Raw genomic sequence first — 13779 nt, 5'->3', positions numbered from 1 at the left:
ACTAGGGCTAGTGGAAACTAGAAGGAAGCGTCCCCGAACGTGAAGGAAACTTTTCAAACAATCATGGACAAGATCAAGGAATTTTTCGGTTTCGGCCCTGTCGATAACTACGATACGGAGGCTGAGCTTTCGGAGACCCGTTCCGGGCGGACTCATCGGGATGACGTGGACGATTATGTATCTCCTCGCGCCTCTCGTGGCTACGACCGTGACGGCGGCAGGGCGTCCCGTTACGAGTCCTCGGCTCGCGAGCCGTACCGTTATGGTGAGTCCCACTACGGATCCCAGCCACAGCGCCGCGTGCCACAGGACCCTAAGTACGTTCCGCTGCACTTGAGCGCGTACAAGGACGCGACCGAGGTTGTGGATGTGGCCAAGACGGGTGACGTTGTGGTGTTCACTCTGTCCGGTGTGGAGCGCAGCGAGGCTGCACGTGCGCTGGATTTCATTTCCGGCGCGCGCCGTGCCCTGGATGCCGACTTGAAGAAGCTGAGCGGTGTGCGTAACTATATTCTGATCCCTCAGGGTGTGGTGCTGAGTTCCGATCAGCTGGAGAGCTTGGCGCAAGAGCTGTAGTTCATGACTGAGTTCCTGTTATTGCTGATCTACCTGATCAGGCTCTATATTTTCCTTCTGCTCGTGCGGATTGTCGTGGAGATGATCCAGAGCTTCTCCCGTAACTGGCGGCCACCACGGTGGTTTTCTATTGTGGCCGAGCCCATTTTTAAGGTGACTGATCCTCCGGTGCGGGCGTTGCGTCGCCTTATTCCACCCATCCAGTTGGGTGGCGTGGCGCTGGATGTGTCTGTCCTGGTCCTGTTCTTTGGCCTGCAGATTCTCATTATGATTTTGACGGCGATGATTGGGGCGTTCTAGCCCGGTATCGAGTTCGGTTTCTAGCCCGGTAAGTTTCTGTGACGAGGTGCCTTCGGGGCACCTCGTGGTTTTTCGGGAGCGGGCCTAGGGCGCGTGGGCCTGTGAGGTCGTGGGGATGAGTGGACGTGGTGACAGGGCTTAAGACGGCGGGGGATAGGGCTGAAGCATCGGGGAGACCCCCAAAAAGAAGAATTTTTAAGTTTTATTCTTGAATCTTCAGATAAGGTTGAGTGTTTTTGCCGAACCGCTGGTATGCTGTGAGCCAGTTTCTAATTTAACTAGGAAAGGTAGACCCCATGCCGCTGACTCCAGCAGACGTGCACAACGTAGCCTTCAGCAAGCCTCCCATTGGCAAGCGTGGTTATAACGAGGATGAAGTTGACCAGTTCTTGGACCTGATCGAGGACACTCTCGCTGAACTGCAGGATGAAAACGCCGATCTGAGGCAGCAGGTCGAGGACCTGTCCTCTGGCACGGGTGACTCTGCATCCACTGCTGCGCCTGCAGCCTCCTCCGTTGACGAGGCTCAGCTGCGTCGCTCCATCGAATCCGAGGTTCGCGCAGAGGTTGAGCGCGAGTACAGCGCCAAGCTCGACAAGGCTCAGCGCGCACAGTCCACCTCCGAGCAGGATTCTGCTGCCCAGGACAAGCTGAAGGACAGCTACGAGTCCCGCATCAAGGATGCCGACGCTCGTGCTACCGCTGCTGAGGACAAGGCCAAGAAGCTTGAGGCTGAGCTGGCTCAGGCGAAGAAGAACTCCGCCCAGCCTGCAGCTGCCGCATCCCCATCCTCTGCAACCACCTCTGAGGCTGCTGACGGAGCGGCTACCCCTGAGACCCACATGCAGGCAGCTCGCGTGTTGTCCCTGGCTCAGGAGATGGCTGATCGCTTGACCGGTGATGCGAAGGCTCAGTCTGAGTCCATGCTGTCTGAGGCTCGGGCTGCAGCCAAGAAGACCGTCGATGACGCGGACGCAAGCTCCAAGTCCACTCTGGCGGATGCTAAGCAGAAGTCCGAGTCCCAGCTGGCTGATGCGAAGACCCGTTCGGAGAAGATGCTGGCCGATGCGAAGCAGAAGTCCGAGACCCTGATCTCTGATGCGAATGCTCAGTCTCAGGCTCAGATCCGCTCCGCTCAGGACAAGGCAACCCAGCTGCAGCAGGATGCCGAGCGCAAGCACACGGAGATCATGACCACCGTGAAGAAGCAGCAGGCTGCTCTGGAGGCACGCATCGAAGAGCTGCGTACCTACGAGCGTGAGTACCGTACTCGCCTGAAGACCTTCCTGGAGTCTCAGCTGGAAGAGCTGAACAGCCGTGGTACCGCTGCGCCTCACAACGGCAGCATTGAGTCCAACGGCGATCGCCGCTAAGGTAAGGATAAATCGCAACGATCCGGCCATCACCGGGGAGCGTCACCGGAAGAACAGCCGCGCACCTCATCGATACGATGAGGTGCTCAGCTCAGTAGAACCGGGCGGGCTCACAGCACGAGACGCTGTAAGAACAAGTGAAAAATCAGGGTGGTACCGCGCAGGTCTAGAAGCGCCCCTGTGTATCTAGAAAATAAAGCGAAAAACAATCTCGATACACAAAGGAACCTGACGAGCGATGAACACCCCTGCTGGCGGCGCATACCCCCGCCAAGATATGTCCAACGGTGGCCCCACGGACTTTCCTAGCCTGGAGAAGGAAGTCCTTCACTACTGGGCTACCGATAAGACGTTTGAGCAGTCCCTCAGCCAGCGCGAGGGAGCGGAAGAATACGTCTTCTATGACGGCCCTCCCTTCGCCAACGGCCTTCCTCACTACGGTCACCTGCTGACCGGCTATGTGAAGGACATCGTCCCGCGCTTCCAGACCATGAAGGGCAAGAAGGTTGCCCGTGTCTTTGGCTGGGACTGCCACGGTCTCCCTGCAGAGCTGGAGGCGGAAAAGCAGCTCGGCATCACCGACCGCGCCGGTATCGAGAAGATGGGCATGCAGGCCTTCAACGAGTACTGCGCCACCTCGGTGCTGCGCTACACCGATGAGTGGAAGAACTACGTCACCCGCCAGGCCCGCTGGGTCGATTTCGATAACGGCTACAAGACCATGGACCCGGACTTCATGGAGTCCGTGATGTGGGCCTTCAAGACCTTGTACGACAAGGGTCTCATCTACCAGGGCTTCCGCGTCCTGCCCTATTCCTGGGCCGAGCACACCCCACTGTCCAACCAGGAAACCCGCCTGGACGATTCCTACAAGATGCGTCAGGACCCCACCCTGACCGTGACCATGCCGTTCAATGGAGCGAAGCCGGGCTCGGCCGCTGAGACTACGCTGGCGGAGATCCCCGAACTGAACGACGCCGCCGCGATCGCATGGACCACCACGCCGTGGACCCTTCCCTCGAACTCTGCGTTGGCGGTGAACCCTCAGGTCACCTACGCCCTGGTGAAGGTGGGGGAGTCCGGCGCAGACGGATTTGCCGGCCAGAAGCTGGTGCTGGCGGAAGCCCTGGTGGACGCCTACGCCAAGGAGCTGGGCGAAGACCGCGAGGTTCTCGCCACCTTCCCCGGTGAGAAGCTGGTGGGCTTTACCTACACGCCAGTGTTCGACTTCTTCCCGGAGTTGAAGAATGGCTTCCAGATCCTCGCGGCGGACTACGTCACCACCGAAGACGGTACCGGCGTGGTGCACCAGGCTCCGGCCTTTGGTGAGGACGATATGAACACCTGCCAGCAGGCCGATATCGAGCTGGTCATCCCCGTGGACATGGATGGCAAGTTCACCAGCCAGGCCGCCCCCTACGAGGGGCAGCTGGTGTTCGATGCGAACAAGGACATCATCAAGGACCTCAAGGCAGCTGGGCGCGTGTTCCGCCACCAGACAATCGAGCACTCCTACCCACACTCCTGGCGTTCTGGTGAGCCGCTGATCTACATGGCCCTGCCATCCTGGTTCGTGGCGGTGACGAAGTTCCGCGATCGCATGGTGGAGCTAAACCACGAGCAGATCGAATGGATCCCTGCGCACATCCGCGACGGCCAGTTCGGCAAGTGGCTGGAGGGCGCCCGCGATTGGAACATCTCTCGAAACCGTTACTGGGGTGCGCCGATCCCTGTGTGGGTCTCTGACGACGAGAACTACCCGCGCATGGACGTCTACGGTTCCCTGGAGGAGCTGGAGCGTGACTTCGGCGAGCGTCCTCGCTCGCTGCACCGCCCGGACATCGACGAACTGACCCGCCCGAACCCCGATGATCCGACGGGTAAGTCCACCATGCGCCGCGTGCCTGAGGTGCTGGACTGCTGGTTCGAGTCCGGCTCGATGCCGTTTGCCCAGAAGCACTACCCGTTCGAGAACAAGGAGTGGTTCGATACCCACTCACCTGCGGACTTTATCGTGGAGTACTCCGGCCAGACCCGCGGCTGGTTCTACACCATGCATGTGCTGGCCACGGCGCTGTTCGACCGTCCTGCCTTCAAGAAGGTGGTGGCCCACGGCATCGTGCTGGGTGACGATGGGCTGAAGATGTCCAAGTCCAAGGGCAATTACCCCGATGTGAACGAGGTGTTCGACCGCGATGGTTCGGATGCCATGCGCTGGTTCTTGATGTCCAGCCCGATCTTGAGGGGCGGCAACCTGATCGTCACGGAGCAGGGCATCCGCGAGGGCGTGCGCCAGGCGATGCTGCCGATGTGGAACGCGTACTCCTTCCTGCGCCTGTACGCCTCCCAGCCTGCGGAGTGGAACACCCAGTCCACCCATGTGCTGGATCGCTACATCTTGGCCAAGCTGCACGAGACGGTGGCCGCGGTGAACAAGGCCCTGGAGAATACGGACATCGCCACCGCCTGCGACGAGGTCCGTTGGTTCTGCGATGCGTTGACCAACTGGTACGTGCGTCGTTCCCGCGAGCGTTTCTGGGCCGGCGACCAGGTGCACCCTGAGGCGTTCAACACGCTCTATACCGTGCTGGAGACCCTGTGCCGTGTGGCTGCGCCGTTGCTGCCGATGACCACCGAGGTGATCTGGCGTGGCCTGACGGGTGAGCGCTCCGTTCATCTGACCGATTTCCCGGATGCCTCCGTTTTGCCGTCCGACGCCGACCTCGTCCGCGCTATGGATTCCGTCCGCGCGATCAGCTCTGCGACGAGCTCGTTGCGTAAGGCGCACAAGCTGCGCAACCGCTTGCCGTTGCCGAAGCTCACCATCGCTGTACCTGAAGCCTCCACGCTGGAGGACTTCACGCAGATCATTGCTGACGAGGTGAACGTCAAGGAAGTTATCTTGACGGACGATGTATCCAGTGTGGGAACCTTCGAGGTGGTCGTCAACGCCCGCGCGGCCGGACCACGCCTGGGCAAGGATGTCCAGCGCGTGATCAAGGCTGTGAAGTCGGGCAACTACGAGGTCAACGGCGAGGGCACGGTCGTCGCCGACGGCATCGAGTTGCAGGACGGCGAGTACAGCCGCAAGCTCGTGGCGCAGGACCCGGACAACACCGCCGAGGTCACCGGCCACTCCGGCCTGGTGGTTCTGGACACCACGATCACCGAGGAGCTTCAGGCCGAGGGTTGGGCCGCCGACCGCGTGCGTGGCCTGCAGGAGGCGCGTAAGAACTCCGGCCTGGAGATCAGCGACCGCATCCAGGTGACCCTCTCTGTTCCGGAGGACAAGCGGGAGTGGGCCGAGCGCCACGCCGCCGCGATCGCGCGGGAAGTGCTTGCCACCGAGATCGAGGTCGTCACGGACCAGGCCCTGGAGCACGACATCGCAGACGGCTGCACGGCTCAGATCACGCGCTAGAACCATGGGCCGTCGATGGGTTGCTCATATCGACATGGATGCGTTTTTCGCATCCGTGGAGCAGCTCACCCGTCCCACGTTGCGCGGCAGGCCCGTGCTTGTGGGCGGCGTGAGCGGCCGCGGCGTGGTCGCGGGAGCCTCCTACGAGGCTCGCGCGTATGGCGCCCGTTCGGCCATGCCGATGCACCAGGCGATCACGCTGTGCCGACGCCGGGCCGTCGTTGTTCGACCGCGCTCTGAGATCTACAAGCTGGCGTCGGAAAAAATTTTCGATGTCCTGCGTGACAAGGCAGGAGTGGTGGAGCAGCTCTCCGTGGACGAGGGATTCGCGACCGCGGAGACGGACGATCCCGAGGGGTGGGCGCAGGAGCTGCGGCGGGCCGTGGAGGAGGCGACCGGCCTGTCCTCGAGCGTGGGGATGGCCGCCACGAAGCTGGATGCGAAAATGGCCAGTGACCTCGCGAAACCTCACGGGGTGTGCGTGATTGAGCACGACCGGCGGATGAAGGTGTTCGGGCCGCGGCCCGTGTCCGACATATGGGGCATTGGGCGGGTGGCTCAGGGCAAGCTTCACGACGTGGGGGTGGATACCATCGCCCAGTTCGTGGCGATGGATCCGAAGGATGTGCAGGCGCTGTTGGGGAACGTGGGTGTGGAGGTGCATACGATGGCCGCTGGCCACGACCCTCGCGAGGTTGCGCCGCGCGGACCAGCCAAGCAGATCAGTGCCGAGCACACGTTGGAGCGCGATGTGACCTCCACCGAGGCCTTGCTGCCGTTTCTGCAGCGGGCTGCCGAGGGCGCGCACCGTCGCCTGCTGAAGGACGGGCGTGCCGCCCGGACCGTGACGGTGAAAACGCGGACGGCAGATTTCCAGATTCACACGCGCTCGGCCACGCTGGCCGCGCCGACGGACGAGTTGGACGTCATTGTGTCCACGGCACGCAGAGTGCTGCTCAGACCAGAGGAATCAGGCGCCGTGCGCTTGGTGGGGGTGGGGCTGTCCGGCCTGTCCCACGATCGCCAGCAGGTTCTCTTCCCCGAGCTGGACCGTACTGAGGATCGGCCCGCCCCGCGCGTGGAGGTTGTGCACGAGGAAGCTCCGGAGCCGCTGGCGATCGGCGGGTGGTATCCCACACAGGACGTCCGCCACGACACGTGGGGCCATGGGTGGGTTCAGGGCACCGGGCTGGACGTGGTGACGGTGCGCTTTGAAACGAGGACCACGGGGCCGGGCTTTACCAAGACCATGAAGGTGGATGATCCCGCCCTGCACCCGGCTAGCCCTGTGGACAGTCTCGACTGGTAGCCAGCTCGCAGAGCAGCTCGATGCGCGCCTGGCTGGGGCGCAAAAAGCCGCCGGAGCGTACGCCGGCCCGCTGCAGGGAGGCACCTCCGCCGGGGCCGCCATAGACGAAGTGCACCTCGCCCTCCGGCACGCGGGTGCAGATGATGACGGGGCAGGTGAGCTCGGACAGCCGTTCGGCGACGGCGGCGGGAACGTTGCCGCTGCCGAGAGCCTCCACCACGAGCCCGTCGATGTTCTGGGGAACCAGGTCTGCCGTGGCGCCGGCGAACATCGTGACGATGGGGACATTCAACCCCTTAAGCGGTGCGCGCTGGGGGCGGGGGAGCGGCCTCGTGCTGGGGGTGGCGCTGTGGCTGGCGCTGGCAGACGCGTTGCTAAACGCGCGATCATCCGTGGTGTGCCGCTTGGTGGCGCCGTATGCGGGAAGGACGTCGGGGCCGAATGCGATGGACACGCTCGCCGGGGCCAGGGAACTCGCGGCAGGCCTCGCGGGAGACTCTGAGCCGGAGTCCGCAGGACTGTGCTCGCCGGAGTGTGCGCTACGGCCGAGAGCCTGGTATGCGCGACGGATGTTATCCGGCCCATCCGGTTGAGAATCATCGGCGGGCCTCTGCGCGCCGGTGAGGACGATGGGGACAGTGCCCGCGAAGAAGAAATCCACAGCCATCGCGGTTTCTTCCATCGTGTCTGTCCCGTGCAACAGAATGATGCCACCAGCGCCGTCCTCGATGGCGCTGTTAATGGCGTGAAGGAGGGCGTCGATATCCTCCAGGGTGAGGTTGGAGGAATCCAGGTGGAGGATGTCACGCGCCTCGGCGGGAATGCCGGCGCGGGCGACGAGATCTGCGGTGCTGAGCGTGGGGACCAGGTCGCCGCTCGGGCCGTGCGTGCAGCTGATGGTGCCGCCCGTTCCGAGGACGATGACGGGGCCGCGGTCAGGCGCGGGATGCTCGCCGGTGGAGAGGGAAGGAGAATGCATGGCTACCACAGTAGTGCCCTGGGGTCACTTGCGCCCCACGGCTTGCAGATCGGGGCTTGTGTACCATGGTCGATATGAAGATGAAGAAGGCATTCGCCGTATCCGTCGCCTTGACCACCGGCCTCACCTTGGCCGCATGTGGTTCGGACGATGACAGCAAATCTGACAACACTTCCAGCTCCGCAGCACCGTCCTCGGAGTCCATCCCAGCTCCGACCACCGAGGAGCTCACCAACGTCCTCCACCGCGCCGTGGATCCTGAACTTCCCACGGAAGAAAAGGCCGCCACCGTCGTCGGTGGCGAGACCGCCCCAGAAATCTTCGACTCCCTGACCCACATGCGCGCCGAATCAGGCGCCGAGATGCGGGTTGTCGACCCCGTGCTGCAGATCATCCCCACCCAGGCACAGGCCACCGTGGAGCTGACCCTGCCGGAGCAGGAACCAGTCATCATCAGCGATGTGCTGTTTGTCTACGACGCTGAGCAGTGGAAACTCGACCAGCGCTGGGCATGTACCCTGATCCAAAACGTGATGCCGGACAACGTGCCACCGATGTGTGGCGATCCGGTGCAGCCAGCGCCAGACGGTGAGGCTCCCGCTCCAGCACCCGCGCCAGAAGGCGAGGCGCCGGCTCCTGCGCCAGCACCGGAGGGTGAGCCACCAGCACCGGCTCCTGCCCCAGCACCTGCGCCGGAAGGCGAGCCGCCAGCACCGGCACCTGCGCCGTAAAGCTCCTGCGGCTTAAAACTACTCAGAAAGCCACTGCCCACGGGTGGTGGCTTTTTGTATGACCTTCGTGCCAGAATCCTTCTGTTCACCATCACCCAAGGTCAACGCAGTCGTGACGGACAGCTGCCCAGACACCGGAAGCGCCCGCGTTAAGTCCACCTTCACCTGCCCGCGCGACTCAGTGGACGAATCCAACACCGTCAGGTTCGTGCGGCCGTAGGAGGTGACCGCTGGGCGTCGATCAACAGAGATTTTCAGCGTGACATCCTTGCCCTGGCGCGCAGCGAGGGTGTACGTAATGTCCTGGAACATGGACACGCCCGCATCCACCTTGGTGGAGACGGTCCAGCGGGCGCCGATGCCCACCTTCTCGCTGGGGAACACCACCGGAAAGTCATTCATCTGCGTCAGCGCGGATTCCACGGACGCGCGCGCCGCATCGGACGCCCCCTCGGGAGCAGCCATCGTCCGCTCCACAGCCTGGCCATCGGCGGTATGCACCGTGGTCATCTGGAAGCCCTCGGCGCTGGCGATATCTTCATTGCGCTCGTGATTCGTCCCGCTCGGCCGGCCGACCGTGACCGACGTGGTGCGCTTTTCTCCGTCGGTATCCACCGAGGCAGACAGCGGCAATGTCATCGTCACATCCTCATAGGGCAGGTCCTCGCCCGTGCCGCCTTCGGTGTGCTGCTCCAGCCCTTGGGTGGCTTTGAACGTGACCTTCTGCTCCCCGGAGTCGCTGAACCACGCCAGGGACTCCCGGGGCTCGGCTCCCGCAGACACTAGCGTGACAGGCGTCTGCGCCACCGCCACCGCCGCCGGCTGCTCCACGGCCGCCTGATCGGCATCATCGGAGCCGCACGCGCTGAGGGTCAGCGCCGCAGACAGGACGGAGGCACAGGTCGCAGTGAACAGTGCTACACGTTTCGAATTACCCACAAGTTCACACACTAACAGGCCAGCGCTAAACTCTTTTCTTGTGACATCACAACCCACCGCACGGATCGCTACGTTTTCTCTGCCTCTCATGGCCGGATGGATCGCGCTTGACCAGCTGAGCAAGTGGTGGGTGGTGGAGAACCTTGAACCGGCCACGGCCTACCCAGTGCTGGGCGATTGGTTCCGGCTGTATCTCATCCGCAACTCAGGCGCGGCCTTTTCCTTCGGCACGGATCTCACCCCGGTGCTGGCCATCCTGCAGCTCTGCGCCGCTGTGGCCTGCATTGTCTTGTCCTTCCGCATCCGTACCCGCTTCGCCATCTGGCCGATCGCGTTGATCGGTGGCGGGGCCGCCGGCAACTTCATCGACCGTGTGTTCCGTGCGCCGGGCGGGCTGCATGGCCATGTTGTGGATTTCTTCAGTTTCTGGGATTTCGCGATCTTCAATGTCGCTGACGTGGGAATTACCGTCGGCGTGGCACTGTATATGTGCTACGTGATCTTCATCGACCCGAAGCGAGAGGAGCCACAACCGTGACCGCGCGCGACACCCGTTCCATGCCCGTTCCAGATGGATTGGCCGGGATGAGGGTCGACGCCGGGCTCTCGAAACTCCTCGGCCTCTCGCGCACCGTGGTGGCGGACATGGCGGCGGCTGGATCCATCACGCAGGATCACGTCACGGTGGGAAAGTCCGACCGGCTGGTGGCCGGGGCGTGGCTGGATGTGACCCTCCCCGAACCGCCGCGGGATCTGGCGGCGGAGCCTCCGCAGATTGTGGAGGGGATGGGGATCCTTTACGCCGACGATGACGTGGTGGTGGTGGATAAGCCCGTGGGCGTTGCCGCGCACCCCACGCTGGGATGGGAGGGGCCCACCGTGACCGCGGGCCTGGCTGCTGCGGGCTACCGCATCTCCACCTCGGGGCCACCTGAGCGAAAAGGAATCGTGCAGCGCTTGGACGTGGGAACCTCCGGTGCGATGATTGTGGCGCAATCGGAACGCGCCTATACGGTGCTGAAAAGAGCCTTCCGGAACAGGGAGGTCTCGAAGACGTATCACGCGCTAGTTCAAGGTCACCCCGATCCCACCAGCGGCACGATCGACGCGCCGATCGCCCGCCATCCCTCTGCCGGGTGGCGCTTCGCAGTGAGGGACGACGGCAAGCGCGCCGTCACCCACTACGAAACCCTGGAGGCTCACCGCCAGGCCAGCCTGCTGAAAGTGAAGTTGGAAACGGGCCGCACCCACCAGATCCGCGTGCACTTTTCCAGCCTGCACCATCCCCTGGTAGGCGATCCCATGTACGGCAGCGACCCACAGCTTGCGAAGCGTTTGGGGCTGATCCGCCAGTGGCTGCACGCCGTGGAGCTGGGATTCCCACACCCCGACGGGCAGTGGATGACCGTCCAGTCGCCGTACCCGGAGGATCTGGACCAGGCGCTCAGCACCCTGCGGGAGGTGAACAATGCCTGATTACTCGCGACGAGCCCCCACGGTGATCGCCAAGAACAAAAAGCGGGTACGCCAGCTGGAATGGGAAGATACCCGACGCCCAGCGTGGGTGGCCTGGGTGGGCGGCCTGTGCTTGGTGGCCTTAATAGTCGGTTTGGTGATCCTGTCGACGTCGGATCGCGTGAGCAAGGCCCAACTCATCAACGGCGATCAGCTGGGCCCCATTGACTACCAAGGGCAGGACTATGCAGACTACGCGCGCCGGGAGCTGGACTCCATGGAGGGAACAGACGCCCGGTGGGCGTTGGTCTCCTCTCAGGACGCGTGGAATGCCCAGCAGCTGGCCGACGTGCTGGGAGATTTCCCCGGTCGCGTGAGCACCCTGTACTTCGCGCCCGGCGCGCAATGGGTCATTCCGGAGCCGGTGCCGGGGCATACCAGGAAGGACGTGTTGATGCAGGCGGTTACGCTGTGGGGCTCGCGGGCGCAAGTGCAGCCCGAGGACATCACGATCACGAGCGTGCTTGTCTACGGTGCACCCGAGCGCCTGAAGGAGCTGGGGGAGCGCGCTGTGGTGGAGCCCGCCCCGGTGGGGGCGGCGTATGGACGTATAGGAATTAGGCCGATGAATTCATGATCTGGGGAATACTGTGCTACCTGATGTGGGGATTTTTTCCCGCGTTTTTTCCGTTGCTGATTCCGGCGGAGCCCCTGGAGATTTTGGCGCACCGTTTTCTGTGGACGCTGGTGTTCATGGTGATCGTGCTGCTCGTCCTGCGGAAGATGGGCACCCTTCGGGGAATGAGCCTTCGCGTGTGGGGCTTGGTGACGCTGGCGGCAGTGCTCATCAGCTTTAACTGGGGGCTGTACATCGTGGCCGTGAACTCCGGGCACGTGGCGGACGCGGCTTTGGGGTATTTCATCAACCCGCTGGTGAGCGTGGTGCTGGGCGTGGTGTTCTTGAGGGAGCGTCTGCGCCCGCTGCAAACACTGTCGGTGGCCATTGCGACGGTCGCGGTGGTCATTTTGACGATCGCCCTGGGCCAACCACCGGTCATCTCTCTCGGCCTGGCTGTGTCCTTCGGCCTCTACGGCCTGGTGAAGAAGCGGGTTCCGCTGTCACCCATGCAGTCCCTCACGGCGGAGACGCTGGTCCTGGCCCCGCTGGGCCTGCTGTACATCCTGTTCCTGGAGTTCACGGGAGCCAACACCTTCACCACCGAAGGTCCGGCGCACGCGGGCTTGCTGATGATGGCGGGCGTGATCACCGCCTTGCCGCTGCTGTGCTTCGCGCGTGCGGCCAAGGAGATGACGCTCACCAGCCTCGGCATGATCCAGTACCTCACGCCGATCATGCAGATGCTCTGGGCCGTGTTCGTGGTTAACGAACACATCGCTCCGGCTCGCTGGGTGGGCTTCAGCATCATTTGGGTCGCGGTGACCGTGTTCGTGATCGACCTGGTGCTGAACACCCACAAGAACCGACGCGGTACCCTCCGCCGGGCTAGGTGAAGCTGAACCCGGCGCCTCGGTAGGTGAGCCATTCGTCGTAGATCTGCCCCTCGGAGACCACCACCACGGACTCGGCGAACTCACATTGCTCACCCGCCTTCGCGTGCCGGAACCACACGTGGTCACCCAACCGGAGATTGCGCGCGCTGGATCCCGTCAGCGGAGTCTGTACTTCACCCGGGCCCTCCAGCGGGGACATCTGCAGCCCCGAGGGCCAATCCACCACCGGCAGGCGATCCTTGCCCATCGCGCCCGAGGCCACACGTCCACCGCCAGCGATCGTTACTGTCTGCGGCGAGGGGCGACGCACCACCGGCAGCACGAACCACTCGGCGGGCTCCGGGGTGAAGGTCCTGTAGTGATCGAACAACGCCGGCCCGATCACACCCGAGCCCGCGCCGATCTCCGTAATGACCTTCTCCTGACTCGTGGTCTCGATCGAGCCCGTGCCACCACCATTGACGAACTCCAGCGGCCCGGCGATGTCCGTCACCGCCTGAACCACCTTGCGGCGACGTGCCGCCAACTCCCGCGTCGACAGCGACTTCATCACCGCAATGGCAGGGGAGGAATCCGTGGTGCCAGCAATCTGCCCCTCATAGGCCATCACTCCAACCAACGTGAAACCTGGGCGTCGGACAATATCACGGGTGATGGTTGCGGCGTCCTGCGGCGTGCGGACGGGGGAACGCAACGCACCGATATGCACCGGCCCGAACTCCAGGCTGGCATCGACATCCAGGCACACCCGCAACTCCTCATGGCCGGGCACATGTTCGTCGATGAAATCCAGGTGCTCCGCGGAATCCACCATGAGCGTGATCTGCGCGCGCAGCGTGTCGCACGCATTGAGCTCCTTCAGCGCATCCTTGTTTGCCGTGGGGTAGGCCACCACGATGTCCGAACACTCGTGTTCGCGGACCAGCCAGATGGCTTCATTGAGGTTATAGGCAAGGATCCCGTGGAACCCGTCCAGCTCCAAGATCCGCTTCATCAGCTCAGGGATGCGAATCGATTTCGACGCCAAACGGATCGGCGTTCCCTGGGCGCGGACGGTCATATCTACAGCATTGGCTACGGCAGCATCCAGGTCCAGTACCGAAAACGGAGCCTCGAGGTGCGCAACTGCCTGACGAACTTCAGCTTTCATACCAAAAGCATAATCTGAGCAGCCCCATCTATGC

The 13779-nt window shown here is 63.1% G+C and carries 13 protein-coding genes; 10 read left to right on the top strand and 3 right to left on the bottom strand.

The features are described from left to right. The first annotated feature begins 39 nt into the window (after nt 1–39). From sepF to GC425_RS06055, 5 genes are all read left to right on the top strand, one after another. Complete coding sequence (gene sepF / locus GC425_RS06075) at nt 40–576, top strand: cell division protein SepF (RefSeq protein ID WP_151844377.1); 537 nt, start codon at nt 40–42, stop codon at nt 574–576. Nucleotides 577–579: 3 nt separating this feature from the next. Beyond that, nucleotides 580–876, top strand: coding sequence for a YggT family protein (locus GC425_RS06070; RefSeq protein ID WP_151843090.1), 297 nt, complete (start codon nt 580–582; stop codon nt 874–876). Between the two features lie 296 nt (nt 877–1172). Then, nucleotides 1173–2249, top strand: a complete 1077-nt coding sequence (locus GC425_RS06065; RefSeq protein WP_151844376.1) for a DivIVA domain-containing protein — start codon at nt 1173–1175, stop codon at nt 2247–2249. A gap of 238 nt (nt 2250–2487) precedes the next feature. Then, on the top strand, nt 2488–5670 hold the full coding sequence (gene ileS, locus GC425_RS06060; protein WP_151844375.1) for an isoleucine--tRNA ligase: 3183 nt from the start codon (nt 2488–2490) through the stop codon (nt 5668–5670). 34 nt (nt 5671–5704) lie between these two features. Then, on the top strand, nt 5705–6979 hold the full coding sequence (locus tag GC425_RS06055) for a DNA polymerase IV (protein WP_231699745.1): 1275 nt from the start codon (nt 5705–5707) through the stop codon (nt 6977–6979). On the opposite strand, the gene GC425_RS06050 is transcribed toward GC425_RS06055, so the two are convergent. Beyond that, entirely contained in the window at nt 6951–7958 is a 1008-nt protein-coding gene (locus tag GC425_RS06050) for an asparaginase (RefSeq protein ID WP_151844373.1), read from the bottom strand. The genes GC425_RS06055 and GC425_RS06050 overlap by 29 nt on opposite strands. A gap of 74 nt (nt 7959–8032) precedes the next feature. Between GC425_RS06050 and GC425_RS06045 the strand changes: the two genes are divergently transcribed. Beyond that, on the top strand, nt 8033–8689 hold the full coding sequence (locus tag GC425_RS06045; RefSeq protein ID WP_151844372.1) for a hypothetical protein: 657 nt from the start codon (nt 8033–8035) through the stop codon (nt 8687–8689). 18 nt (nt 8690–8707) lie between these two features. Here GC425_RS06045 and GC425_RS06040 read toward each other — a convergent pair whose 3' ends face one another. After that, on the bottom strand, nt 8708–9628 hold the full coding sequence (locus GC425_RS06040; protein ID WP_231699744.1) for a DUF6263 family protein: 921 nt from the start codon (nt 9626–9628) through the stop codon (nt 8708–8710). A 40-nt stretch (nt 9629–9668) separates the two neighbouring features. Here GC425_RS06040 and lspA point away from each other — a divergent pair, with 40 nt between their 5' ends. From lspA to rarD, 4 genes are read left to right on the top strand one after another with little or no spacing between them, the layout of a single operon-like run. Further along, on the top strand, nt 9669–10166 hold the full coding sequence (gene lspA, locus GC425_RS06035) for a signal peptidase II (RefSeq protein WP_374707635.1): 498 nt from the start codon (nt 9669–9671) through the stop codon (nt 10164–10166). 20 nt (nt 10167–10186) lie between these two features. Continuing rightward, entirely contained in the window at nt 10187–11104 is a 918-nt protein-coding gene (locus GC425_RS06030) for an RluA family pseudouridine synthase (RefSeq protein WP_151843181.1), read from the top strand. Further along, nucleotides 11097–11720 carry a hypothetical protein gene (locus GC425_RS06025; RefSeq protein ID WP_151844369.1) on the top strand — a complete coding sequence of 208 codons (624 nt, stop codon included), beginning with the start codon at nt 11097–11099 and terminating at the stop codon, nt 11718–11720. The genes GC425_RS06030 and GC425_RS06025 overlap by 8 nt, the downstream gene beginning before the upstream one ends. Next, a complete protein-coding gene (rarD, locus tag GC425_RS06020) occupies nt 11717–12595 on the top strand; it encodes an EamA family transporter RarD (protein WP_151844368.1) in 879 nt (292 codons plus the stop codon). Before GC425_RS06025 ends, rarD begins: the two co-directional genes overlap by 4 nt. Here the strand turns inward: rarD and GC425_RS06015 are convergent. Then, a complete protein-coding gene (locus GC425_RS06015) occupies nt 12588–13745 on the bottom strand; it encodes an amino acid deaminase/aldolase (RefSeq protein ID WP_151843099.1) in 1158 nt (385 codons plus the stop codon). The two genes, rarD and GC425_RS06015, sit on opposite strands and share 8 nt — an antisense overlap. Between the last annotated feature and the right edge of the window lie 34 nt (nt 13746–13779).

Origin of the sequence: Corynebacterium sp. zg254 (assembly GCF_024701495.1) — a bacterium.
Taxonomy (GTDB): domain Bacteria; phylum Actinomycetota; class Actinomycetes; order Mycobacteriales; family Mycobacteriaceae; genus Corynebacterium; species Corynebacterium zhongnanshanii.
Note: the sequence above shows the minus strand (reverse complement) of the source record. Positions and strands in the feature narration are given on the sequence as shown.